Source organism: Clostridium sp. C105KSO13 (assembly GCF_001517425.1).
In the GTDB taxonomy this organism is placed as follows: Bacteria; Bacillota; Clostridia; order Lachnospirales; family Lachnospiraceae; genus Muricomes.
Genome location: NZ_FBWL01000170.1, coordinates 186,022 through 209,334, shown reverse-complemented (window position 1 = coordinate 209,334; position 23,313 = coordinate 186,022). Strand labels below are relative to the sequence as shown.

The 23,313-nt window shown below is 43.1% G+C and carries 26 protein-coding genes; 9 read left to right on the top strand and 17 right to left on the bottom strand.

Annotated features, from left to right (window positions below; translation table 11 throughout):
* Positions 1–19: 19 nt before the first annotated feature.
* The 5 genes from BN3456_RS13320 to BN3456_RS13300 all read right to left on the bottom strand — a co-directional run bounded on the left by BN3456_RS13320 (position 20) and on the right by BN3456_RS13300 (position 3,353).
* Complete coding sequence (locus BN3456_RS13320; RefSeq protein WP_089984822.1) at positions 20–874, bottom strand: YitT family protein; 855 nt, start codon at positions 872–874, stop codon at positions 20–22.
* Between the two features lie 198 nt (positions 875–1,072).
* Positions 1,073–1,495, bottom strand: coding sequence for a bacteriohemerythrin (locus BN3456_RS13315; RefSeq protein ID WP_089984821.1), 423 nt, complete (start codon positions 1,493–1,495; stop codon positions 1,073–1,075).
* 11 nt (positions 1,496–1,506) lie between these two features.
* The gene (gene nudC, locus BN3456_RS13310; protein ID WP_089984819.1) at positions 1,507–2,343 is read right to left on the bottom strand and encodes an NAD(+) diphosphatase; all 837 of its coding nucleotides are present in this window, start codon (positions 2,341–2,343) and stop codon (positions 1,507–1,509) included.
* A 23-nt stretch (positions 2,344–2,366) separates the two neighbouring features.
* On the bottom strand, positions 2,367–2,846 hold the full coding sequence (gene lspA / locus BN3456_RS13305; protein WP_089984817.1) for a signal peptidase II: 480 nt from the start codon (positions 2,844–2,846) through the stop codon (positions 2,367–2,369).
* Between the two features lie 9 nt (positions 2,847–2,855).
* Positions 2,856–3,353, bottom strand: coding sequence for a zinc ribbon domain-containing protein (locus BN3456_RS13300; protein ID WP_089984815.1), 498 nt, complete (start codon positions 3,351–3,353; stop codon positions 2,856–2,858).
* A gap of 166 nt (positions 3,354–3,519) precedes the next feature.
* Here BN3456_RS13300 and BN3456_RS13295 point away from each other — a divergent pair, with 166 nt between their 5' ends.
* The gene (locus BN3456_RS13295) at positions 3,520–5,229 is read left to right on the top strand and encodes a S8 family peptidase (protein ID WP_089984813.1); all 1,710 of its coding nucleotides are present in this window, start codon (positions 3,520–3,522) and stop codon (positions 5,227–5,229) included.
* Between the two features lie 90 nt (positions 5,230–5,319).
* Here the strand turns inward: BN3456_RS13295 and BN3456_RS13290 are convergent, their stop codons facing one another.
* The 3 genes from BN3456_RS13290 to BN3456_RS13275 are packed head-to-tail and all read right to left on the bottom strand — an operon-like array spanning position 5,320 to position 9,163.
* On the bottom strand, positions 5,320–6,741 hold the full coding sequence (locus tag BN3456_RS13290) for a xylulokinase (RefSeq protein WP_089984811.1): 1,422 nt from the start codon (positions 6,739–6,741) through the stop codon (positions 5,320–5,322).
* A gap of 13 nt (positions 6,742–6,754) precedes the next feature.
* Positions 6,755–7,615, bottom strand: a complete 861-nt coding sequence (locus BN3456_RS13285) for a MurR/RpiR family transcriptional regulator (protein WP_089984810.1) — start codon at positions 7,613–7,615, stop codon at positions 6,755–6,757.
* A gap of 18 nt (positions 7,616–7,633) precedes the next feature.
* Complete coding sequence (locus tag BN3456_RS13275; RefSeq protein WP_242862888.1) at positions 7,634–9,163, bottom strand: glycine/betaine/sarcosine/D-proline family reductase selenoprotein B; 1,530 nt, start codon at positions 9,161–9,163, stop codon at positions 7,634–7,636.
* Positions 9,164–9,603: 440 nt separating this feature from the next.
* Between BN3456_RS13275 and BN3456_RS13270 the strand changes: the two genes are divergently transcribed.
* A complete protein-coding gene (locus tag BN3456_RS13270; protein ID WP_089984803.1) occupies positions 9,604–10,866 on the top strand; it encodes an MFS transporter in 1,263 nt (420 codons plus the stop codon).
* Positions 10,867–11,018: 152 nt separating this feature from the next.
* On the opposite strand, the gene hypB (BN3456_RS13265) is transcribed toward BN3456_RS13270, so the two are convergent.
* Together hypB (BN3456_RS13265) and hypB (BN3456_RS13260) are read right to left on the bottom strand one after the other, a co-directional pair.
* On the bottom strand, positions 11,019–11,696 hold the full coding sequence (hypB, locus tag BN3456_RS13265) for a hydrogenase nickel incorporation protein HypB (RefSeq protein WP_089984802.1): 678 nt from the start codon (positions 11,694–11,696) through the stop codon (positions 11,019–11,021).
* A complete protein-coding gene (gene hypB / locus BN3456_RS13260; RefSeq protein WP_089984909.1) occupies positions 11,693–12,355 on the bottom strand; it encodes a hydrogenase nickel incorporation protein HypB in 663 nt (220 codons plus the stop codon). Before hypB (BN3456_RS13260) ends, hypB (BN3456_RS13265) begins: the two co-directional genes overlap by 4 nt.
* Before the next feature lie 865 nt (positions 12,356–13,220).
* On the opposite strand from hypB (BN3456_RS13260), the gene BN3456_RS13255 reads away from it, so the two are divergent.
* Positions 13,221–14,600 carry an amidohydrolase gene (locus BN3456_RS13255; RefSeq protein ID WP_347458062.1) on the top strand — a complete coding sequence of 460 codons (1,380 nt, stop codon included), beginning with the start codon at positions 13,221–13,223 and terminating at the stop codon, positions 14,598–14,600.
* 91 nt (positions 14,601–14,691) lie between these two features.
* Here BN3456_RS13255 and BN3456_RS13250 read toward each other — a convergent pair whose 3' ends face one another.
* The 5 genes from BN3456_RS13250 to BN3456_RS13235 all read right to left on the bottom strand — a co-directional run bounded on the left by BN3456_RS13250 (position 14,692) and on the right by BN3456_RS13235 (position 17,871).
* On the bottom strand, positions 14,692–15,012 hold the full coding sequence (locus BN3456_RS13250) for a hypothetical protein (protein WP_141654524.1): 321 nt from the start codon (positions 15,010–15,012) through the stop codon (positions 14,692–14,694).
* 163 nt (positions 15,013–15,175) lie between these two features.
* Positions 15,176–15,349, bottom strand: coding sequence for a hypothetical protein (locus BN3456_RS15975; protein WP_155511675.1), 174 nt, complete (start codon positions 15,347–15,349; stop codon positions 15,176–15,178).
* 123 nt (positions 15,350–15,472) lie between these two features.
* Positions 15,473–15,820 carry a helix-turn-helix domain-containing protein gene (locus BN3456_RS13245; RefSeq protein ID WP_176699202.1) on the bottom strand — a complete coding sequence of 116 codons (348 nt, stop codon included), beginning with the start codon at positions 15,818–15,820 and terminating at the stop codon, positions 15,473–15,475.
* Positions 15,821–16,762: 942 nt separating this feature from the next.
* Complete coding sequence (locus BN3456_RS13240) at positions 16,763–16,966, bottom strand: hypothetical protein (RefSeq protein ID WP_055052881.1); 204 nt, start codon at positions 16,964–16,966, stop codon at positions 16,763–16,765.
* A gap of 5 nt (positions 16,967–16,971) precedes the next feature.
* Complete coding sequence (locus BN3456_RS13235) at positions 16,972–17,871, bottom strand: helix-turn-helix domain-containing protein (RefSeq protein ID WP_089984794.1); 900 nt, start codon at positions 17,869–17,871, stop codon at positions 16,972–16,974.
* 357 nt (positions 17,872–18,228) lie between these two features.
* On the opposite strand from BN3456_RS13235, the gene BN3456_RS13230 reads away from it, so the two are divergent.
* The 6 genes from BN3456_RS13230 to BN3456_RS13200 all read left to right on the top strand — a co-directional run bounded on the left by BN3456_RS13230 (position 18,229) and on the right by BN3456_RS13200 (position 22,041).
* On the top strand, positions 18,229–18,723 hold the full coding sequence (locus tag BN3456_RS13230; RefSeq protein ID WP_089984792.1) for a helix-turn-helix domain-containing protein: 495 nt from the start codon (positions 18,229–18,231) through the stop codon (positions 18,721–18,723).
* 27 nt (positions 18,724–18,750) lie between these two features.
* Complete coding sequence (locus tag BN3456_RS13225) at positions 18,751–19,416, top strand: ImmA/IrrE family metallo-endopeptidase (protein ID WP_176699201.1); 666 nt, start codon at positions 18,751–18,753, stop codon at positions 19,414–19,416.
* A gap of 18 nt (positions 19,417–19,434) precedes the next feature.
* Positions 19,435–19,707, top strand: coding sequence for a hypothetical protein (locus BN3456_RS13220; protein ID WP_089984788.1), 273 nt, complete (start codon positions 19,435–19,437; stop codon positions 19,705–19,707).
* A gap of 31 nt (positions 19,708–19,738) precedes the next feature.
* Positions 19,739–21,211: a Y-family DNA polymerase gene (locus BN3456_RS13215; RefSeq protein WP_089984786.1), complete on the top strand. Its 1,473-nt coding sequence runs from the start codon at positions 19,739–19,741 to the stop codon at positions 21,209–21,211.
* A gap of 11 nt (positions 21,212–21,222) precedes the next feature.
* Entirely contained in the window at positions 21,223–21,675 is a 453-nt protein-coding gene (locus BN3456_RS13210; RefSeq protein WP_089984784.1) for a YolD-like family protein, read from the top strand.
* A 174-nt stretch (positions 21,676–21,849) separates the two neighbouring features.
* On the top strand, positions 21,850–22,041 hold the full coding sequence (locus tag BN3456_RS13200) for a DUF6219 family protein (RefSeq protein WP_089984781.1): 192 nt from the start codon (positions 21,850–21,852) through the stop codon (positions 22,039–22,041).
* A gap of 65 nt (positions 22,042–22,106) precedes the next feature.
* Here the strand turns inward: BN3456_RS13200 and BN3456_RS13195 are convergent, their stop codons facing one another.
* Positions 22,107–22,430 (bottom strand): hypothetical protein, encoded by a 324-nt coding sequence (locus tag BN3456_RS13195; protein WP_141654523.1) that lies wholly within the window; start codon positions 22,428–22,430, stop codon positions 22,107–22,109.
* A 111-nt stretch (positions 22,431–22,541) separates the two neighbouring features.
* Positions 22,542–23,312, bottom strand: coding sequence for a hypothetical protein (locus BN3456_RS16370; protein WP_242862881.1), 771 nt, complete (start codon positions 23,310–23,312; stop codon positions 22,542–22,544).
* Position 23,313 lies beyond the last annotated feature (1 nt).

Genomic DNA, 23,313 nt, shown 5'->3' with positions numbered 1-23,313 from the left:
GGTTTTTCATGTGAGGGATTCAGGCATCCTTAAATCCCTCCCCCACCACTTCATTGGATTCCATAATAACTGTAAAGGCTAAAGGATCCACCTCTTTCACCATTTTTCGGATCACATACATCTGCTTGTTGCTGCAGGCACACATTACGACTTCTTTTTCTATGCCGGAATAGCTTCCCTTTCCTTTCAGCAGTGTAGATCCTCGTCCTGAATATTCATCTATCTTCCGGGCAACCTCCTGACCTTTCGTGGTGACTATCAAGGTCATCTTGCCGGAATCAATACCATACATTATTTTATCCATCACATAGGACATCAGATAAGTAATTACAAAACCATAAATTGTTCCGTCCACATCCTTGAAAATCAGTCCGCCGATTGCTACAACAACTGCATCTGTAATAAAAACGATTTTTCCAAGTGTCAGATGAGGACGTTTTACTTTAATTGCAACAGTAACGAAATCCATCCCTCCCGTGGAAGAGTTATTCATAAAAATCAAGGCATAACCCAGACCCGAAAAAATTCCGGTGCACAGAGCTGCCAGCATTTTACTGCCCGTATACACAGGGAACAGGGGAACTAAATAATCAATAATCATGGAAGTAATAATCACAGTTCTTACGGACCGTATAAAAAACTCTTTTCCCAGTGTCTTGTAGCATCCGATTGCTATGGGTATGTTCAAAAGTATACTCACCCAGCCGATGGGTGCACCAAATAAACGGTAAAATATCAGCGCAATACCGGAAATCCCCGCCAGCGCAAATTCTGCATTTGCTGCAAAATTGTAAATACCCATACCTATCAGTATGCCGCCTACAATATCAATAAAGATGTCGTATGCCAGTTTTTTCAAATTCACCTTTTTCATTCTGCTTCTCCTCTTTCGAAAACTTATATAATCCGACTATGGCTTAATTATAGCTTTCCCCAATTAAGCACAAAAAAAGCACCAACAAATTATAGGTCTTACCTGCCCGAACTTTTCCAAGTTCAATAAGATATAATTCGCGTGTGCTCTTCTCCTTTTTTTAGTTTAATTCAACTTTTTTCTTTTGTCAACATATATTTACAGCCGTTCACTGTTAACCGCCATAAACTTATATTCTGCCACAGAACGATCAAAGCTTTTAATATGACCGTAAAGCCACTCAATCACATTCTTATTCACCTGCTCCACAAAAGCATTGGAAGGGCCTTCATCCTCTTCCAGCATCTCATAAAGTTCCTTTACAACCTTTCTCAGCTTTTCATGTTCCTTTTTATGTTCCTTAATACCTGGATATTCCATGTCTTCCTGAAGCTTTTCTTCTGCCGAAAAATGAAAGTATGTATAATCTGCAAGATAATCCAGTGTCTTGACTGCTGTTAGTTTATCGTTCCCATTCTCGCAGCTGTCCAGCAGTTTATTAATCTTATCAAACAGCTCTTTATGCTGGGAATCGATTGTTTCATTTCCTGTCACCAGTGTTTCATCAAATATAGCTCTCATGTTATACCCTCCTATACTTCGCCATTTTTAAATTTTATAATCATTTCGTTTGTCAGACTGTCTCTCGATGGTACTACAGGTATATCCTCTCTGTCAAACCATTCTGCCAGGGCCAGTTCCTCTTCTTCTAATGTTATAGTGTCTTCTCCGTCCAGGTCGCAATAGAACCCCATTAGTACTGTTTCGCTGAAGGACCAGGGCTGACTCCTGTAATACCTGATATTTTTCACCTTCAGACCCACTTCTTCCATTACCTCCCGTTTCACAGTCTCTTCCAGCATCTCACCTATCTCTACGAAACCTGCTATCAAGGCATAATTTCGGAATACTCTGCCGGCATACTTTGACATCAAAATCCGGCTGCCGTCCAGTACACCGATTATCACTGCAGGGCTGATTTTGGGATACACCATATTCCCGCATTTCCTACAGTGCATCATACGTTCTTTCTCATCTTTATGCATGGAACAACCACAGCGTCCGCAGTATTTATTAACCTTATACCAGCTGTAAAGCTGATATCCGGTAATCCCGGCAAACGCCCGGTACTGAGGATCTGCCCTTCTGAAAATCTCTGTATTTTCCAGTGTATAAGGGGACATATGCTTTACATCCATTTCATCCATGAGATAATAACGCTCCCCATCAATGGAAAATAAATACGTATAGTCTTTGTAAATCCCTTTATTTGAATCCCCCAGATCTTTAAATCTGGGGAACTCTATTCCCTCTGCCGTATTCTTCAGCAGTACAGCATGCTCTTCAAAATACAGCGCGATACTGTTTTTGTCCGGCGGGGTGGGAATATATTCATTTTTGTATAAATGTGGTTCTATTTCCTGAATCATAATTTATTTTTTATTTTCCTTCCTTATCCTCTCTTTTTCTTAGAAGGGAGCAGAGAAGACAACATCATAAGAATGCTTCCTGCCCCAATGAAAAAATCTCCGAGATTATAGGTGATCTCTGTGACTTTCTTCCATTTTGTTTGAAATCCCACATAATCAATAACGTGCCCCCGAATCCATCTGTCGAAGGTATTGCTCCAGGCTCCGGCCACCATAAGGGACAGTCCAGTCTTCTTTAGATATTTTCCCTTCCTCAGCAAGATGATGAGTTGATAAATGGTAAGCAAAACAGTGACAAATACCGATGCTATCTTCACAAACTCAGGATCGTCCTCAAACAGATTCAGACACATGCCTTTATTATATACCTTACGTATCTTCACTTTACCATTGTATGCAGAGCGCTCTTCCCCCTTTTTCACAGTGCTTTCCACATAGGATTTCACTACAATATCTGTTAGCAGCAGAGAAAGAGTAAGGCTCATTAAAACTAAAATTGCCATGGACTCCCCCTAATCTTTCAGATTTTCTTTTATCTTTTCCCCTGTCTCCGAAACCTTTTCGCTGACAGCGTCTGCAGCATCAGATGCCTTTTTCTCTGCCGTATCGGCTGCATCAAATACCTTTTTCTCCGCCGTATCAGCTGCATCAGGAACTTTTTCACCACAATATGGGCAGAAGCTGACCTCTTTTGCCACAGACTTGCCGCAATGGCTGCATTTAACATCGCCTTTGACTTTTGATATCTGCTGTTCATATTTTTCAATGCTCTCTTCTCTATTCTGCATTGCCTCACAAATCCCAATTGCTTCTGAATCTACAACTTCGCCTTCTTTGTAATGCCTATATATGATTTCCCCCAAAGCTATATAAGCACTTTCATTACCTCTTTCCAGAACCCTTATCTGGTTCCTGATTTTCTGTACCTCAACTGCTTCACCGGCTTTGTTCGTTACTGTTTCGGCTGTCTCGCTTATTTTCTTACTTAAATCTTCAAAAAAAGTACCCATATCTGACTCCCTTCGTATTCTTATTTTGAATCTTTAGTTTTTCGATTCATTACTTATATATTATACCCGAATAAATGTTAACTTCAACCATTTATTCTTCCAAAGCATATAATAACTTTCCTCATTCATTCATATACATAGGGTAAAAATAGTATGGACGTTTTATATGGACCCAAATGTATGCAAAGAACGTATTCTGTCTGAGGATTACCGCGACTTTATTATTCCCGGAACTCGACCATTTCCAGTGCCTGATATCATTCCCAATGAGGAGGATCTATGTCAGCAGCTTGCAGATTTTAACTACCACTGTCTCTACCTGGAAGGTTTTCTGATAAGAGACATCAGTATAAGCACGTTTACCTACAATGCAATACCAAAATGCTATGCCCCCATAAGTATGGACGCTATGAATGAGGCCGGTATCCTGCAGATTCAGGCTTATCCCACCCTGCAGCTAAGAGGGGAGAATATCATGATAGGTTTCCTGGACACCGGTATTGATTACACAAATCCGATTTTCTTAAACCTGGATAATACAACCCGTATTGCCGGAATATGGGATCAGACAATTCAGACCGGAACACCACCCCCTAACTTTTTATATGGGTCGGAATACACAAGTGACATGATAAATGAAGCTTTAGCCTCGGAGGATCCCTTGAGCATTGTTCCCAGCACCGATGAAGTGGGACACGGCACCTTTGTAGCCAGCATGGCCGCAGGATCCGGAAACCCCGACCAGGAATTTATCGGTGCTGCTCCTGAAAGTACCATCGCCGTTGTCAAACTCAAGCAGGCAAAACAATACCTTCGAGATTTTTACTTTATCCCCGAATACGTTGACTGCTTTCAGGAAAATGACATTCTGTTAGGACTGAGATATCTAAATGAACTGGCAACTAAAATGAACATGCCCCTTGTCATATGTATTGCAGTGGGAACTAATTGGGGAGGGCATATCAGTCTCCTTCCTCTTACAAGGGTTCTTGAAAATTATGGTTTACAGATCAATCGGGTTCCTGTCATAGGCGTAGGAAATGAAGCTGACAAAAGACATCATTATTCGTATACAATCCCTCAAAACGCCGAATCCAACATCGTTGAAATCCGGGTAGGGGAGAATGTAGAAGGTTTCGTTATGGAATTATGGGCAAAGATCCCCAATGTTTTTTCTATTTCCCTTGTTTCTCCTTCCGGAGAATCCACTGCCTCTGTTCCCATACAAACAGCAACTACCGCTTCCTTCAATTTTATTTTTGAAAGGACAGTGGTATCAGTTGATTATGGTCTGATTGTGGAGCGAAGTGCTTCGGAATTGATTTTTTTCCGGTTCAGAGATCCTGCTCCAGGTATATGGAATCTGGTTGTGCAGTCGGTTCGGACCATCAGCGGACAATTTCATATATGGCTGCCTATAACAGAATTTTTAACCGGAGATGTATATTTTCTGAATTCGAACCCCTACTACACTTTGACAAGTCCTGCCACTGCGAGAAGTGCTCTTGTCGTATCGTACTATGACGGCAGCAACGGCAGTATCGCTCTAAGCTCAGGAAGAGGATTTACCCGGGATGAGTTGATTAATCCCCAGGTGGCAGCACCGGGCATCAATGTAAGAGGCGCACTTCCAGGAGGGGAATATGCAGTCCGTTCCGGCTCAAGTATCTCAACAGGCATTGCGTCAGGAGCAGTTGCACTGCTTATACAATGGTTTATTACTCAGTTGGGATTTACCGGGCTTGATGCTTATCAGGTGAAAAGCATGCTGATACTGGGAGCCGTGCGTCCGCGCTCCATGTTGTTTCCGAGCAGAGAGTGGGGGTATGGGCTGCTTAATTTATATAACACACTGGAGGAAGCAAGAAAACTCTAGAGAATATCTTTGAAGGGATTAGAAACGACCCGGAAAGTCCATAGGAGCCTTCCGGGTCGTTTCTTTCAAAGTACTAAATATACTGCTCTTCTATACAATCTCTGCCAGTTCATTCCAGATTGGTTCTGAAGAAGCTATGATTTTTCTGTATATTTCGAATATCTTCATATATTTTCGATGATTTTCCTCATTGGGGTAATATGTCTTTTTTATTCGGGCACACTTTGCAGCTGCTTCTTGTTCATTGATAAAAGCACCCACGCCAACACCGGCCAGCAGTGCACCGCCAATAATCACAATATCTTCCATGTTATCTGTAAATTTCCTTAGAACTTCCAGACAGTCATAAAGGCTAAACGCCACACCTTCCAGTAAGGCCCTGGCAAAATGTGCTTTTGTGTGCAGCATAGTAATGCCGAAAAAATCTCCCCTTGCATTTGGATTAAAATACGGACAACGCTCCCCCAGTAAAAACGGATGAAAAATAAGCCCTTGCGCCCCCAGCTCCACTGCTGCTGCCTGCTCTCCCATATATTCATAAATGTCTTTTCCTTTAGATTCACAAATCTGTTTTTCTACAGGATAAAGGGCGTCTCGAAGCCAGCGATTTGCTGAAGCACAGCTGTTTGTAGCAGTTACAGTATACCATTTTCCTGACACAGAATACGGATAAGTAAATGATTTAGGATGCGGATTAGCCTGATTCGTCACTAGATTGACGTTTCCGGCTGTTGCAAGTTTAACGATAATCTGTCCTTCTCTTACCGCGCCGGCACCAAGATCTTCAGCGGCGGTATCTGAACACCCGGCAATCACAGGTAATCCTTCCGGTAATCCGGTCAGCTTTGCGACTTTGGCTCTTACATGTCCGACAATTTCTTTTGACTGACGAATCTCCGTCAGTACAGAAAGCGGCAGATCAATCATTGCACAAATTTCAGAAGACCACTCTTTTCTTTGCGCATCATATAGGAGACTGCCCTGAGCATCCACTTCATCTGTACAGAAATCTCCGGTTACCCAGGAACGAACATAATCCTTTGTAAACAGCAGGCGGTCTATTTTTTTATAATTCTCCGGCTCCTGTTCTTTCAGCCACATTAATTGGGGTAAAGTCCAGGTAGGTGTCGGCATCTGCATCGCAATCTTATAAATACGTTCACCATATTGTTTCTTTAACCGATTTGATTGATCACTGCTTCGCTGATCATTCCACATAATACATCTGCGTATGATATTCTGCTTTTTATCCAGCAGCACTGCATTATGAGTGGAAGCTGTTATAGCAAGCCCCAACACGCCGCCAAAGCCATCTTCCATTTGTATTTTACACTGGGTTACTGTTTCTATAAATGCCTCTATCCAAAGGCTTGGATCTTGTTCAGACCATCCAGGCTTTTGATGTTCAGAAGGGTATTCTTTAAAAGAAGTTGCACAAACTCTCCCCTCTAAATCAATCACCGTAGCTTTACATCCGCCGGTGCCAAAGTCGACACCAAATAGCTTGTTCATTGAAACACCTCCGTTAATATTTTTTTACAACAAGTGCTTTTTCCAGCGCTTCAAAATTGGTAATTGCCTGCTCTTCCATCTGCAGCGCCACGCCGGTATACAATGTATCTATAATCGTAAGTTCAGCCATCCGTGATGAAATTGCATACGTGCGGTACTTTGTCTCCTGTGAGCGGGTAAATAAACGAATATCCGATAGCTTTGATGCAGGAGAGTGTCCACTGCTCGTAATCGTAATAACTGCTGCTCCCTTCTCTTTTGCCAGTTTTATAGCATCACTCACATTCCGGGAACTGCCGGAATGGGAGATAGCAAGCAACACATCATTCTCCGTCATTGATACCATAGCAATCATCTGCATATGATCATCTGTATAAACCTGCACATTCAACCCAATACGTAGAAATTTGTGTTGAGCGTCCATAGCAATTGCACTGGAGTTACCGTTACCAATAATGACAAGGCGGCGGCAATTTTTTATCACTTCAATACTATTTCCAATTGCAAAACTATCTAATGATTTCCGGGTCATCATAAGAGTCTGCACTGCACTGGAGAATACCTTGTCTATAATAACATCCGGAGAAGAAGTCGGTGTAAGCTCTTCATGTATCTTTTCCTGCGGTGTTACCAGTTCCATTGCCACACTTACTTTCAATGCCTGGAAACTTGGATACCCTAGTTTTGTACACATGCGGGTCACGGTCGCTTCACTGGTTCCAACTGCCTCAGCCAGTTCGGTAATCGAAGAGTAGATTAATTTTTCTTGATTTGCCTTCATGTATTCAGCCGTCTGCCTTTCTTTCTTAGACAGTGATTCTAACTTTTCGTCAACTCGATTCAAAAAAGTGCCTGTTGCTATTTGTTTTTTCATAAACACTTTCCCCTTTTCCTATAGGATGTCCTCCACCTTTCCACGCTCACCGGGCAAAGTCAGCATTTCAAGTGCCTTTTCCACATAACGTTTGCGGTATATTTTCTCATCTTCTTCACTCAAAGTCGGATTGCCCACCGGACAGGTGATTGCAAATCCCCTGAGAATCCGTGAGGATCCAACTGATTTAGCAATATCCACAACCGCGCAAATTTGCGTTACCGGGATACCAGCCCTCTCTATTTCCTTAGCTATCGTTGCACCGCAACGAGTACTGGTACCTCACGTGGAAGTCAAAATAGCCGCTTCAATTTCCTGGGTAAGAAGTGCCTGTGCAATCTGCTCTCCCTTTGTTTTTGACGCTGCAACCGAAGCGCAATTACCACAGGCCACATAAACATCCGGATGAAGGGTGCCGATTTTGTTATCAGCTTGAAATTCCCGCAGTACATCGACCGGAAACAGGCGATTGGGATTTTCTAAAACCCATGTGCCGTCGTATCCACTGTGAATAACAAAATGTTTATCCGCCAATAGTTCATCCCAATTGTAGCATCCCCATGTGGTGCTTCCGTTAGGTTTCAGTTTATCCGGATTAGCTTCCGGAATAAGCCCCCCATCACTAATCAAAGCCAACTTAACTGTATTCAGACTGGCTACCGGCAAAGCCGGCTCAACTACATCAAAATGTGGTGGCAGAAGTTCACTAGTGAATTGTTCACCTTTGATCTTCTTAAGAACCATTTCAATAGCTCTATCAGCTGTATTTTGAGGTTGTTCTTCATTTAGGATTATATCTCGTTTTATATACCCTTCTTTTTCGGCACTATTAATATGTTCGTTCTTCAACAGACGCAGTCCGATGTTAAGGATAACCGCAACAGCAGATGCCTTACCTGTATTAAAGGACTCAAAAGCCTCCTGATAGAAGTAATATAATATGGTTCTTGTAGCACCTGCAGGCCCCCCCTGTGTTAGTACCTGTATTTGATCATATGCCTGTATTGAATTGATAGTTGTCATTATTATTAAAAAGAATGTTGTGGGTGATATAGAGGGTAAAATAACTTTAAAAAATTTCACCAAATTTCCTGCTCCATCTATAGATGCAGCCTCCAACAAATTCCGCGGCACCTTTTTTATCGCTCCCAAATAGAAAATCATTGCCCATCCTATTTGTTTCCACACCGATACTATAATAACAGACAGCATAGCTGTATCAGAACTTTGCGTCCATTTCAGCCCTGGTAAATTGAATAAGGAAAGAAGAAAATTAAGAATTCCAGCCCTTGGTTCAAAAATCCATGACCATACTATACTCACCGCCACCATGGGCGTAATGTACGGGACGAATAAAAATACCTTATAGAAAACACCTCTTTTTACCCCGCTTAATGCAAAGGCTATCAATAATCCCAGAATTATAGAAGGTATAACATTTCCTATTGCAAAAACCAAAGTATTTTTTAATACTCTATAAAATTCCGGACTGTGAAGCAAGCTATAATAGTTTTCAATTCCTATAAAATGTACCTCTTCCGATATCATATCCCAATTTGTAAAACTTAATCCAACAGAATAGAGAACGGGTCCAACCCAGAACAATAAAAGCGGAATCAAGGCAGGTAAGAGAAATATACATGCGGCTACACATTCTTTTTTCAAATACTTCTTGCTTTTACTCACTTTTTTTTTCACCTTCTCTCATCAAATACTTGGAAGCTTTTTAAGTATACCATTCAAATTTTTCTGATAACATATCTTTGTTTATGGTTTCATATCATTTTTTATTTCCTTTTATTACTGTTTCTATATTCCCAAAAATTGATATGTTTTCATTAATGAAGATATGTTTTTTAATTATTGACAATGCTATACTGATAACGCTTTCACAAGTTATAAAGAAAAGGGGGTGTCATTGTACTAATGCAATGCAGGTAACATAGTATCCAAACATACTTATAAAAACAAAAAGGAGAGAGTATTTTATGATTCATTTTAAATCAAAAAAATTAGAACGTTGGATAGTTCTTATTGTTGTTTCCCTTGTGGGTGGTATGATTACAAAACTCCCCTATTTAAAGGACATTTATTTCTCAACACTACAGGCAGCCACCAGTACGACAAAAACTCAATTGGGATTACTATTAACAATGTACGGTGTAATGAACTTTATTTGCTATTTCCCGGGTGGCATGTTAGCTGACAAAATATCACCCAAAAGGCTTATTATCTTTTCATGCTTTGGAACTGGCGTGGTAGGATTATGGTATGCTACATTACCTGGTTATACATCATTGTTAATCATACATGTTTTATTTGGAATTACGACGGTATTTACCTTCTGGGCATCCATGGTTAAAATAACAAATAATCTTGGAAATGAAGATGAACAGGGAAAACTCTTTGGGTTCCTTGAAGGTGGCCGAGGTTTGGTTGGTACCCTCATTGCACTCACTTCTGTCTTTGTTTTCTCACGATTTACAAATGAGATAACCGGATTGTCTTCTGCGATTATTTTCTATAGTGTTATGATGATGGTTGGAGGAGTTTTTGTTATTTTATTTGTTAAAGATCCTGAAATTAATGAAAAAGATTTTGAGACTTCAAGCGCTGTTTCCTGGAGGGATTTTAAAGAGGTTGCAAAAATCCCCCGCGTATGGATCTGCGGATTTATTGTCGCATGTAATTATCTTGCTGTAATGTTTTTTGGGTACTTAACACCTTATTTCACTGAAGTATACTCCATGAGCAGTTCTGATGCTGCACTTTTAGGTGTATTTCGTGCTTATGTTTTAATGATGGTCGGCTCATTATTTGGTGGGTTAATGGCGGATAAAATGAAAAGCGTCATTCGATTTATGCAATATGGGTTTATAGGTATGTCCATCTTTTCCTTTACATATCTCTTGATACCTGTAAACCGTGGTATGCTAAAAATCGTAGTTGCTAACTTTATATTACAGGGATTATTTCTTCTTGCAATAAAAGCACTTTACTTTGCTTCTATTGATGAAATGCATATCCCTAAAAAATTAGCAGGAACTGCGTCCGGTATTATCTCCGTTGTAGGATATTCACCAGAGATTTTCGGATATACAGCAGCTGGTTCTATTTTGGATAGCAACCCCGGCATCAATGGGTATAATCTACTATTTACTATAACAGGCTGCCTATCAATCCTGGGTTTTATACTTGTTATCATTTTAAAGTTAAACAATCGGAAAAGTACCTCTTTTAATAAACAATAACCTTGGTGGCAGATGGATGACATCACTATGAAAGAAGTTCTTTTTGAAGATTGCTTAAGAACAGGGCTGTTGCAAAATGACTATAAATCATCATTTTGCAACAGCCTCTTATCTCAATAAATATCATAAGTAATTTGTTAATTAACATCTTTTTAATTGTCTTTTTGTTTCCAGTTGTCAATTTCTTGTTCCAGCCATTCAATCCATTCTTCAAACCCTTCTCCTGTTTTTGCAGAAATGAAGAATATCCTGGCCTCAGGGTTTCTTGTCAATATCCTTTCCTTAACCTTTTCATCGTTAAAGCTAAAGTAATCTCTAGTGTCTATTTTATTGATGAGTACACATTGGCAGACTTCAAACATAAGGGGGTACTTCAGCGGTTTGTCATCGCCTTCCGGGATAGACAGGATCTCCACATTGACCGAGGCACCTACATCCTGTTCTGCGGGGCAGACAAGATTTCCCACATTCTCCAAAAAGAGCAGATCATAATTATCTCCGGAAAAGGCATCTATTGCCTGCCTGGTCATAAATGCATCCATGGCACATTCTCCGTTTGTATGAACCTGGATAGTTCCTATGCCTGCGTTCTCCATCTTTTCTGCATCAACCGCAGCATCAATATCTGCTTCCATAACACCTATTCTATGTTTGTCCTTCAGCATATGAATGGTGCGCAGAAGTGTGCTTGTTTTTCCTGCGCCGGGACTTGCCATAACGTTCACCATATAGGTTTCGTGGAGTTTGTTCCGAGTACGCACGGATTCTGCAACTCTATTATTTTCGTCAAAGACTCCCACATTTACATCAATTGTTTTAAATTCGCTCATATCTGCAGCTCCTTCATGTAATTTTCAACCTCCTGTTTTAGCCAGGTACACCACTCATCCATTCCCTCCCCCGTTTTTGCAGAAACCGGAAATGTCCTGACGTCCGAATTGCGCAGCCGTACATTTTCTTCCAGCTTTCTCATATCAAAATCAAATACCGGCATAGCGTCAATCTTATTGACAAGTACAATATCTGCTTTTTGAAACATCAAAGGGTACTTGAGTGGTTTATCGTCTCCCTCTGGAACCGAGAGTATAGCCACATTTTTCACGGACCCTGTATCAAATTCCGCCGGACAGACAAGATTTCCCACATTCTCCAATATAACCAGATCCAGATTTTCTGAACCGATTGCACGCAGACCCTGCCTGCTCATTTCCGCGTCCAGATGACACATCCCTCCTGTGTGGATTTGAATTGCAGGTATCCCCGTATCCGCTATCGTTCTGGCATCTACATCGCTGTCGATATCTGCCTCCATAACTCCAATTTTAAATGCTGTCTTCAAACATTCAATCGTGCCCAGCAGGACACTCGTTTTTCCAGCCCCGGGTGAAGACATGATATTCAAATAATATGTATGCTCATGCCTGTTCTCTTCTCTGAGTTTGTCAGCATCTGCATCATTATTTGTCAACACTGATTTTTTAACATCCATTATTTTTATTTCTTTGTCGTCCAACTATCCCATCTCCTATCCTTCATATCCAAGTTCCTTAATTGTTAGTTTCCGCCCTTCTGTCTAGGCCGCGTCTACTGCCGCAATACCGTTTATAGTACAGCCCTGGTTTGCGCCATCACAAATCATGCCAGTTATACTGCCGACCATGTTATTAATTGTATGAGCTTTTCCGTTTGCTGTTTACTCCTTGTACAAGCATATTTACATACACTTCTACATAAACTATAATAACTTGTCCATTCTACTTGTCAATAGTAAGGAGGCCGCCTGTGATTTTATTCTGCTTTATTTTATTTTGTATTAATAAAGTCTCTACACCCTATGATCAGAAAATCGATGACCTGCAGCAACTGAAATTTCTACAGGATTACAATCGCAGCCGGAATTAAAGCTCCCTAACAACTTATCAGAATAAATCCCTGCCTTCGACCCCTGCATATGATAATCATCTGTCACTTTATCCATATAAGTGTTTTTACCATTTTTGTATGTTAATCATCTCCATATTTCTCGATTTCCAGAAATTTATTGCGTAAATCAGATACGGGTTTAATTTGTATCATAGGATCACCCCTTTTCACGCAAAAAAATACGAATACATTGTCCAGGAAGCATGGGCGCGGGCAAGTTTGCTTATGTCTGCACCGATTGTGAAACTTGCACAAGAATATTCTTTATTTTTATCCAATGTTTCTATTGACCCTATAGTTACTATAGCTTTTATACTTCGCTTAAAGGTGGCAGCAGACCTTCTCATTCAAATGCGCATGAGAGAAACCGCGGCATAGCTGGCTGCAGCTTGCTAAATAAAAATATTAAGAGAAACGAAAGGACAATGAACATGAAAAAGTTAATAAAAAACGCCCAGGCAATTGTAAGTTGTGATGAGAAAGATACAATCTTTAAAGATTCTGATTTGTTAATCGAAGATCAGAAAATCATTGAAATCGGTCAGAACCTATCTTCTGAAGGGGTGGATGAGATCATAGACGGTAAAAATAAGTTTATCTATCCAGGACTTGTTAATACACATCATCATTTTTTTCAGACCTTTATCCGCAACACCATTAAAGTAGATTACCCTAACATGACTGTACCAGAATGGCTGGATAAAATCTATCCTATCTTTAAGATGGTTAATAATGATGTTATTTACTATTCGTCCCTGACCGCTATGGCAGATCTTTTAAAGCATGGCTGCACCACTGCTTTTGATCATCAATACTGTTATACAAAAAGAACAGGGGCTGCACCTGTTGACAGACAGATGGAAGCAGCCCAATTACTTGGAATCCGCTATACTGCCGGCCGTGGAACTAACACACTGCCCAGAAGTGAGGGCAGTACCATGCCAGAAGAAATGCTGGAAACTACCGATGGCTTTATTAATGACTGTCAACGCTTAATTGAAAAATACCATGATCCAAAGCCATTTTCAAAAAGTCAGATTGTAGTCGCTCCCTGTCAGCCGCTAAACTGCTACAAGGATACTTTTGTAGAATCTGTAAAACTAGCAAGAAACTATAAAGTGCATTTACATACCCATCTTGGAGAAGGAGAAAATGAAGTGATCCTGCAGCGCTGGGGTATGAGAAGTCTAAATTGGTGCGAGGAAATAGATTTTGTAGGTGAAGATGTCTGGTTCGCCCACGGATGGGAACTGACTGATGAAGAGCTGAATCGACTGGCAAAATACAAAACAGGTGTTTCTCATTGTCCTGCCCCGGCTGTACTCGGCGGATTTCCAATTCTGGATTTCAATAAATTCAAGGAAAAGGATGTTCTTTTAAGCCTTGGATGTGATGGCTCTGCAACCAATGACAGCTCCAATCTTTTGGATTCTCTGAGAATGGCTTATTTGATGCAGGCATTTCACAGCAAACAGCGTGGAGGATGTATCACACCATATGAATTATTAAAAATTGCAACTATCGGCGGTGCAAAAACCCTTGGGAGAGACGATATTGGATCGGTGGAAGTCGGAAAAGCTGCCGACCTATTCATGATTGATACAACAAACTTAGAACTGACCGGGACCTGGCATGATCCTGCAAATCTACTTGCCAGGGGCGGAGTGACAGGTCCGGTCTGGCTCACCATGGTAGGCGGAAATATAGTCTCTCGAGAAGGCAGGCTTGTAGGAATTGACGAAGAAAAGCTTTCATATGAAGGCGAACAGGTTTGCACCGAGGTGATTCGCAGCCATTGCAATGCGTTTTAAATCAGGAGAATAAATAATGGAAAACACAACAAATATAAAAAACACTGGTATAAAGTCACTATTGGTGAAGACACTGAAAATATGTATTGGTTTATTTATTACAGGAATTGGTACAGCCATGATGTACATAGCCGTTTTCATAGGCCGTCAGCTTTGCACCGTTCACGCTCGTGCGGGCTACTGCCACCGGGTTCATCTCCATAAGCGTCTTGAAAGTCGGGAGCTTCTTCTCCACCACAGTGTCGATCATTCCTTTGAGTTCACGCAGGGTGATGTGTGCGTTCAGTGCCACCTGCTCTGCAGCCTGTACCGCGCTTGCTGCCATCTGGCTGACTGCCACCTGCGGCTGATGGATCTCCATCACACCTACTCCACCGTTGATTGCTACTGCTCCAGTCATCATGTTCATCATTTTTCTGTCCTTTCCCCCGGACGTCTGGGAGGGAAGGATACTGAAAGCTCTGGCTTTGAAGAACATACATGGCAGATTCGCGGCATCCTCATGGAACAGACAGACTCTGCGGTCAAAAGACGCAAAAAGCCCGATTCTAAAGAAGGTTAGAGTGATCCCATGTTCAGTCCTCCAGCTCCAGCAAATAACTCTGCTGTGCTGTCAGATCGCTTATGGTATCCTTCGCCTGCTCTAGAATCGGGCTTCGATATTTTTTTAATTTGTCCGAGGTACTGCCAACAGGTGCTTTCGTTTTGGCTCTGTGGGCTTGTCCCTTGAACTGACTATATGATAACAAAATGACGGTCTCTTGCAGATTTCAGACTTGACACACTTTGGGGTCAAATTTGATACATTTTTGAATTCACGACATTGTAGGCATAAAAAAAGACCGCACAGCCTGATTTGTACTGTACGATCTTCAAATTGCTACTTTCTGCTCTTTAAGCAGATAGCAGTCGATGCTTTCTCTCACCATCTCCTGGTGCATGGGGTTCAGCATATCATATTTTTCCTGGATTGAAGTGTCTGCACAGGGAGGCTCATCTTCTTCATCCATCAGTGTATCCATCGACACACCGAGGGCTCTGGCAAACCGCTTCAGCATCACGCAATTTATCACACCACGCTCACCGTTTTCAATTCCAGAAATATTGGCGCGGTCAATGTCCACAGCATCGCTGAGGTCTTTTTGTGACCAGCCTTTCTGTTTACGATATTTTCTGATATTCTGACCGATAATATACTCATCACTGTGAATATCGACCACGCCTGACACCCCCTTTCCCAAAGCATAAGCAGCAAAAAAGGCCGGGGCATCCCTGTGACTATGTACTCAGATGCTACTCAAAGTACACAGTCTCTGGAATGCTCCGACCCAATCCTTCTGAAAAAAGGTGTCGACAACAAGTCAGGTTAAAATCTACGATTCCTTCCTGCGCAACCCCGTACTTCGGCCTCTTATGAAATTGTCTGCGCTGATTACGCTTCTAATTAAAATCAAACTCTTCATACTATGTATTTTCCTATCTATGTATTTGCTTTCGTTATTGGTAAAGTTTCCTGCCACTTATGGGGGAAATCTTAGTTATGTATACTAAGTGGCTTTCAGGTCAAACAACGGGTATTTTTACCGATTACTGCCATCTCGTTGACCGCTCTTATAGTATACACCCGGCACCAATAATCGACAACCAAAAGTGTCTAAAAATCGACAGGTGGATATGTCGAATTTTAATAACTTTTTTGGTGCAAATGCACTAAAAATCAGACTTCTTTTTTATCACTCCTTAACAAATTTATCGCCTTTACGTTTATATCCAACGCCTTTTTCAAACCGTGCGTTCACAACAGAAGAACCAACACCAATAGTCATTCTTTCTGAAATTCCTGACACGGAAATCCACCATGTAAGCAATCAGTACCACTCCCACTAAGCTGGATTTCCACTACTAAGTAATAACCCAGTATTTCATATTTTTTAGACGTCTGCGTGATGTAAAGATGCTCTCGGCATCGCTTTTGTAAACTCAGATAACAAAAAAGCCGAGGCAGACCCAAGACAACCTAAACTAAGGTCATCTAAAGTCTACCTCGGCTTACCACGCACACTACGCTTTCCAGCATATCCGGGCAGCACCTGCAGGCAGGTGTAAATTCAATCAGGCTGGCTCACACGTCCTGCGGTGAGTCAAGCGGTTACAGGGAGCAGTCACATCCTGAGCTGTTCCTTTTTATCTTCAAAGGTCATGTATGGACCAGAATAACATTGCTCATTAAAATCATCCAGGTACTCATACCCCTGCAATTGCCCGTTCTTCACATAGGCAACAGCCTTGCGGCCATTTACAACTGCACGGGTTGCAAGGAGCACCCGCTTTCCTTGCGACGTATAAATTCCACATTTTGAAATCAATATCCTCATCTCCCATCTTGTACCTTAAACACTGACTTTTCTGTTCCATCAATTCGCGGAATACAAAATTCATCTTTCACACATCGGTTCACTGGATCAATCAGAATAAAAGAGAAATAATCTCTAATCTTGCACCCAGCATAATACTCCCGCGCCTGTTCAATCATAGCTACATGGTTTACTACTACCGAAACCTTAATGCCATGATCACGAGGGCTTTCCATATATGCCATCGCAAACAGCTGATTCATCTTGCCGATCGTACCTCTGCCGATTCCTGCCGTATAAGACTTGCACTCAAACAGCCATGTATCAATGCCTTCTTCCAAAAGAGCATTTGTCCGAATTGCGAAATCAGCTATATAATGTTTGGTCCTTGGCCAGATCATATTTTCGTAGGAAACCAGTTCTACAAAATAGCCGTTCATAAGGAATGCGTTCTGCAGCGTTTCCCTGTAATTTTGCTCTAACATATATCCGGTAAGCGTCTTCGCTGCATTCCGTAAGAACGTATTTGATGAATTGGGATCTGGCTCAATATTCTGCTCTTCGGCGATATCTGCCAAGCCAAAAACAATCTGAGATGGAGAGACAACCGCCCCCTCTGTGCCAGCAGGAACAAGTTTCACCATTCCGTTGGCTGCCAACAGCTTGTCCAGTGTGACCCCACTGTTCGGATCTGCAGCCTTCGATATCGCCACCAGCACCTCGTCAGAACAGGCAGTTGTGTTCTTCATATTGATAATACGGGAGATCGTCGATGTGTTTACCCCACACTCATTCGCAAAGTCATTCATCGACCGTTCTCCCTTTGCACTCAGAACCAACTGACTCAGTACTTCCAGGTCAGCTTTTCCCGTCCGAATGTAATCAGGAAAAAGATTCGTTATCTTCTTTCTTCCCATCGGTGTCACACCTCCTCTGGTTATATAGTAGCACCGTATTGCATACTTGTCAATATTACGCAATGATTTTATTTTATTGCTTTTGTTGCGTTACCCAACTCGTAGTTACGTTTTAGTAAGTTCATGTTACCGCCACAATCGCGCCTACCATAATAAACAGGAACAGAAGTTCATTTCCCTATTGACTTCTACAACTTCTTATTGTATTATAGGAACAGAAGTTCACGAACTGTTGTTCTTAGTATATAGGAACAGTTGTTCCTTGTCAAGTAGGCTTTACAAAAAAAATTGCTGCTTCTCACCGGCAACTTTCCCTTCCGGCAAAAAACAGCAAAATATCCCACATGGAGGCATGACATGAAGAAAGATACGAACTTACTAGACACTCAGGATGTCCGGGCTGAAGCAGCCACTGCACTTACACCGAATGCGACCAACGGCGAAAAGATCAAAGCTCTGCGAACCGCACAAGGTATGAGCATGGCCGAACTCTCCAGACGAGCATCCATGTCTGATCGTGCCATCCGCTATATTGAAGCCGGTGAGCGCGAACCAAGCGTGGACGCAATCCAGAAGATTGCCGCTGCTCTTGGTGTCACGACCGACTACTTTATGGATGATGCCACCTTCCAGAAGGAACTCAGCGATGACCAATTCTACGCTGACGTCCGTAAGAAGTATGGCTCCCGCGGTGTAGCGCAGGCAAAGAAAATAAAAGAACAGACCTCTGCCCTTTTTGCAGGCGGCGAGCTGTCCGAAGAAGATCAGGCTAATTTCATTAAGGAAATGGAAGCCCTCTTCCTTGACGCAAAAGAAGAGGCAAAAAAGTTTACTCCTAAAAAATATCTGTAATCGACTTACAGAGGAAAGGAGTCGCTGTTGGACAACTTTGCTATTACTGCCGCCGACGCTGTAAGCCGCCGATACAAGAGCAATGACCCGGAAGCTATCATTGCCCAGCGCGCCATTAAAATTAAAGACATCCGGTTCTGCGAAGAGCTCCTTGGATTTTATACTGTGCTTCTAAATTGTGAATACATCGGCATCAATCCAAACTGCTCAAAGCAACAACGCAGATCCGCACTGGCTCACGAACTTGGGCACGCCATCTTCGACCGGAAACATGCGGCATCCGGTCAAGCTTTCCAGGATACATATTTTTATAGTCTCAGCAATGCAAAAGCAGAACGCAGGGCGAATACATTTGCTGCTGAACTGCTATTATCAGACGATGATGTGCTGAAACCAATCGGCTTCTATGAATTTAACGCCGACAGACTTCAGATGGAGGCTTCTCTGCCAACCCACTGCTCCAGCACATACCGCGCCTTGAAATACCACGAGCTTCTTCAGGACTTTCAATACACGCATACGGGATTCGCCACCCTTGAGGAAATCGCACAGGTGACTGGAATCGAAAAACACTTTGTAGATTTTAAACTGAACATTCTTATTGCAAAAGGATACCAGCTCCCGGCTGTGCCGGAGCTTCAGAGCGACTTTCTGAAGGATTCCATGAAAAATTGCTCCAAGTACTATGATTAAACATGGAGGTGACTGCTTATGACAAAAGAACGAGTCTATGTAAAGGTATCCTCCGACTTTGATTCTACAGGCTATATGCAGCCGACATCGATCACCTGGTCGGATGGACGTACCTTCCCAATCGAAACCGTGCGGGACTTCCGCCCCGCCGGGACTGCCGATAACAGTTACTCCGGTGACTGTTTTACTGTCCTCATCCAGGGGCAGGAAAAGCACCTGTTCTTTGAGCATCTCGATCCACGCTTCAATGGACGGTTAGGCCGGTGGTTTGTGGAAAGGACTGGAAAATAACACGAGCACATAGAGAGGAGGAAATTACACGATGCAACGCACTTATCTTGCGATAGATCTTAAAAGCTATTACGCGAGTGCGGAATGCGCCGCCCGCCACCTCGACCCACTTACCACAAATCTGGTCGTGGCAGATTCCTCCCGCACCGAGAAAACTATCTGTCTCGCTGTGTCTCCTTCCCTGAAAGCCTATGGCATTCCGGGTCGCGCCAGACTGTTTGAAGTCGTGCAGAAGGTCAAGGAGGTCAATGCAAACCGGTTAAGGGAAGCGGTACGACTAAGAAAGGCTGTGTATAAGGACGGTAAACCATCCTTCTCCTCTGCCTCCTATGATTCCTTATCCCTTGCCGCCGACCCGTCACTCGAACTCTCTTACCTTGTTGCACCGCCCCGGATGGCATACTATGAAAAGGTATCGCGGCAGATTTACGGCATCTATCTGAAATACATTGCACCAGAGGACATCGTGGTATATTCCATCGACGAGGTTTTTATCGATGCCACCTCGTACCTATCCCACTATAATATGACCGCACACGACCTTGCCATGACAATGATCCGGGAAGTGCTTTATACGACCGGCATCACTGCCACCGCCGGGATCGGAACTAATCTCTACTTGGCGAAGCTGGCAATGGACATCACTGCCAAACACGCTGCGCCTGACAAGGACGGAGTCCGCATCGCTGAGCTGGATGAAGAGAGTTTCCGTTATCTCCTCTGGGATCACAAGCCTCTCACAGACTTCTGGATGACCGGTCCCGGCACAGTCAAGCGGCTAGAAAAGCACGGCATCCATACGATGGGTGAGCTGGCCTATTTCAGCACCGTCAATCAGGATATATTATATAAGGAATTCGGTGTTGATGCTGAACTGCTGATCGACCATGCTTGGGGTCTGGAGCCCTGTGGCATGAAAGAAATCAAAGCCTACAAACCCAGCACCAACAGCATCTCCGAAGGTCAGGTACTCTCCTGCCCGTACCCATATGACAAAGCCAGAATCATTGTCATGGAGATGGCTGACAGCCTGGTACTCCAGCTGGCAGATAAAGGTCTGGTAACGGATAGTCTGACACTGGATGTGGGCTATGACCGGGAAAACTGTGACAGCGGCAAGTACAGAGGTCCGGTACACATCGACCACTACGGCCGCACCGTTCCGAAGGGTGCTCACGGCAGCACGAAGCTGGATAATCCGACCAACCTCGGCAGTATCCTGATCTCTGCCACAACTGAGTTGTTCGAGAGAATAGCCAATAAAACACTGACGGTAAGACGGATCACAATAGTCGCCAACCGTGTGGTCAAAGATGAGGGATTCTTCCAAGTTGACCTATTCACGGACACAACCAAGTTGGAAAAAGAGAAAAAGCTGCAGAATGCGATGCTGGGTCTCAAGAAGAAGTTCGGCAAGAACGCCGTACTAAAAGGAACCAACTATCTGAATGGTGCAACGATGAGGGAGAGAAATCAACAGATAGGCGGCCATAAGGCTAAGTAAGGAGGGAGAACATGGACTATAAGAACACACCGGAAGGCAGGACCGTCCAAAGTAAGTATGGCAAAATACTCCATGCTTCCCGCCCGGAACCGCCACATAATCATCCCCGGATGCCGATGTCCAATCGTGCTAAAATCTTCTCTCCGTTTGCCGCCTTGCGAGGCTATGAGGATGAGATTGCTTCTGAAGGCAGAGATCATCTCAAAGGAAATAGAATCGAGCTGTCTGAAGAAGGCAAGCAAGCTCTGAACCAAAAGATCAGCCAGCTTCGGAAAGGACAAGAGCTCACAATAAAATATTTCATGGACGGCTACTATGAAGATATAGTCGGAGTATTGGATGCTGTGGATGCTATAAGCAAAGAACTGCGAATTTACACAGGATTTATAAACGATACCGGCAAAGAGCTGCCGACCATTATTGCATTTGAGGATATATTAGAGATTGGGGTGAATATGACTTGAATTACTACTTTTGCGATGCCTGCCGCTACTGCTTCTCTGCTGAGAAGCTACCTGACCGTTGTCCTGACTGTGGAGCGGTAGCACACGATAATAAAAAGGCAGTACGGCCGGCGAGTAAAACGGAAATCGAGGAATTGCTCAAAATACAGAAAGAAGATAAGGAGGACACACAAAATGAAAGCACATAAATATTGGTCACTCGGCGCACTTGCCTGCATGGCAGGATGCTTCTACACGGGCTGCAAGAAACTGATGCAGGCTCACAAGTATTTCGCTTGTGGCTCTCTGGTCTGCATGGGCATGGCAATCTACTCAGGCCACAAAATTGCACCGAAGAAGAAAAAAGCTGAAAAACCTAAAAAATAAGAACACACGCCCTCGCCGCAACAAGCGAGGGCTTTTTTGAACTCCAGGAGTTCACTTTATTTCCGTCACAAACTATACACTTCCATCATGAGCCGAATTCCGACTTTCAGACCTTCCTCAAAAGCGGTCTTCTCCCATGCACAGCACACCGTTCCCTGCCGGTCCATGATCTTTTCCCAGAGCGGAATCTTATCTCCAACATAGTCATCTACGAGCCTATTCATACCATCTAGCCCACGCAGCCACTCTTCCAGTTCCTTTTCCTTGGCCTTTGCTGCTTTCCCAGCAACTGTGTTTTTCTCTACTGGATTATTCTCTGTGTAATGCTCATAGATCAGATCAAGTAGGTTCTCCACTGGCGGGTAATACTCCGGCTCTGTTTTCTTCAAATACTCCTCCAGCATTTCCTTCAGTTTTTCTATAATGCTACCATCCTTCCCAACTGAGATTCACATCCTCAGTTACGGCACATCTTACCGCACACTTTTGCACATAGCAACCTATTTTTTGCGGTCTTTCGGATGACCCATCTTCTCCTTTACCTCATCCGGCACATCGATCAGCCCGAACCGATAGAACATCCCGTATATATAGGTCACTCCCCGGATATCGCCCAGAGCCTTCGGGCGGTCTACTACTTTTTCTTTAATATTCTTCAGCGCCAGCACCACTGAACTCCATGCCAGGCTTTTACTGTTCTCCCGGCGGTCGATCCACAGCTCTTTTGTGTACTCGCCGCTTCTTCCTTTCCTCACCTCATAAGTAAATGGCAAGCCAGAGTAAGTTTTGAATTTTACTCCAGCATAGGCCAAAACCACGCCCCATAAGTTTTCTTCTGTCGGATTAGCCCTCCATCGCTTCATTGCTCTGTATCTCCGCTGCCGCTCTGCCCCAACACTGATCTTCTCCTTTTCTGTACTTGGGAAGTACACGCCTTTCTGATATGGCAGATACGAGGTAACAGAGGCTTTGGAAAGTTTCAGGGTGTTTGCAGTTGAGAGTATGGAGGTTTTGTAGTCTTGTGTTTCACGGTATTCTTCAAAGGTAGCTTGCACCTTCTCCGCCACTTCCGATTCATACACAACTGCCGTGATGAGCAGCTTCCGTACCTTGATGGGATTTAATCCCAGCTCATCTCCGATGGCCTGCAAGGACATCTCAGAATCATAAAGTGCCACAGCAGCATCCATCTGCTCTTTCAGATTCTTCCCGGCATCGTACTCTGGCTTCAGCTTCTTCCGGCCGCCGCCTGGTTTTCTTGTTTTCTTCATT

Bases quoted from the DNA above. Each gene is read 5' to 3' on its own strand.
- BN3456_RS13320 (WP_089984822.1), bottom strand. From the start codon at position 874: ATGAAAAAGGTGAATTTGAAAAAACTGGCATACGACATCTTTATTGAT.
- BN3456_RS13315 (WP_089984821.1), bottom strand. From the start codon at position 1,495: ATGAGAGCTATATTTGATGAAACACTGGTGACAGGAAATGAAACAATC.
- nudC (WP_089984819.1), bottom strand. From the start codon at position 2,343: ATGATTCAGGAAATAGAACCACATTTATACAAAAATGAATATATTCCC.
- lspA (WP_089984817.1), bottom strand. From the start codon at position 2,846: ATGGCAATTTTAGTTTTAATGAGCCTTACTCTTTCTCTGCTGCTAACA.
- BN3456_RS13300 (WP_089984815.1), bottom strand. From the start codon at position 3,353: ATGGGTACTTTTTTTGAAGATTTAAGTAAGAAAATAAGCGAGACAGCC.
- BN3456_RS13295 (WP_089984813.1), top strand. From the start codon at position 3,520: ATGGACCCAAATGTATGCAAAGAACGTATTCTGTCTGAGGATTACCGC.
- BN3456_RS13290 (WP_089984811.1), bottom strand. From the start codon at position 6,741: ATGAACAAGCTATTTGGTGTCGACTTTGGCACCGGCGGATGTAAAGCT.
- BN3456_RS13285 (WP_089984810.1), bottom strand. From the start codon at position 7,615: ATGAAAAAACAAATAGCAACAGGCACTTTTTTGAATCGAGTTGACGAA.
- BN3456_RS13270 (WP_089984803.1), top strand. From the start codon at position 9,604: ATGATTCATTTTAAATCAAAAAAATTAGAACGTTGGATAGTTCTTATT.
- hypB (WP_089984802.1), bottom strand. From the start codon at position 11,696: ATGAGCGAATTTAAAACAATTGATGTAAATGTGGGAGTCTTTGACGAA.
- hypB (WP_089984909.1), bottom strand. From the start codon at position 12,355: ATGGATGTTAAAAAATCAGTGTTGACAAATAATGATGCAGATGCTGAC.
- BN3456_RS13255 (WP_347458062.1), top strand. From the start codon at position 13,221: ATGAAAAAGTTAATAAAAAACGCCCAGGCAATTGTAAGTTGTGATGAG.
- BN3456_RS13250 (WP_141654524.1), bottom strand. From the start codon at position 15,012: ATGATGAACATGATGACTGGAGCAGTAGCAATCAACGGTGGAGTAGGT.
- BN3456_RS13235 (WP_089984794.1), bottom strand. From the start codon at position 17,871: ATGGGAAGAAAGAAGATAACGAATCTTTTTCCTGATTACATTCGGACG.
- BN3456_RS13230 (WP_089984792.1), top strand. From the start codon at position 18,229: ATGAAGAAAGATACGAACTTACTAGACACTCAGGATGTCCGGGCTGAA.
- BN3456_RS13220 (WP_089984788.1), top strand. From the start codon at position 19,435: ATGACAAAAGAACGAGTCTATGTAAAGGTATCCTCCGACTTTGATTCT.
- BN3456_RS13215 (WP_089984786.1), top strand. From the start codon at position 19,739: ATGCAACGCACTTATCTTGCGATAGATCTTAAAAGCTATTACGCGAGT.
- BN3456_RS13210 (WP_089984784.1), top strand. From the start codon at position 21,223: ATGGACTATAAGAACACACCGGAAGGCAGGACCGTCCAAAGTAAGTAT.
- BN3456_RS13200 (WP_089984781.1), top strand. From the start codon at position 21,850: ATGAAAGCACATAAATATTGGTCACTCGGCGCACTTGCCTGCATGGCA.
- BN3456_RS16370 (WP_242862881.1), bottom strand. From the start codon at position 23,312: ATGAAGAAAACAAGAAAACCAGGCGGCGGCCGGAAGAAGCTGAAGCCA.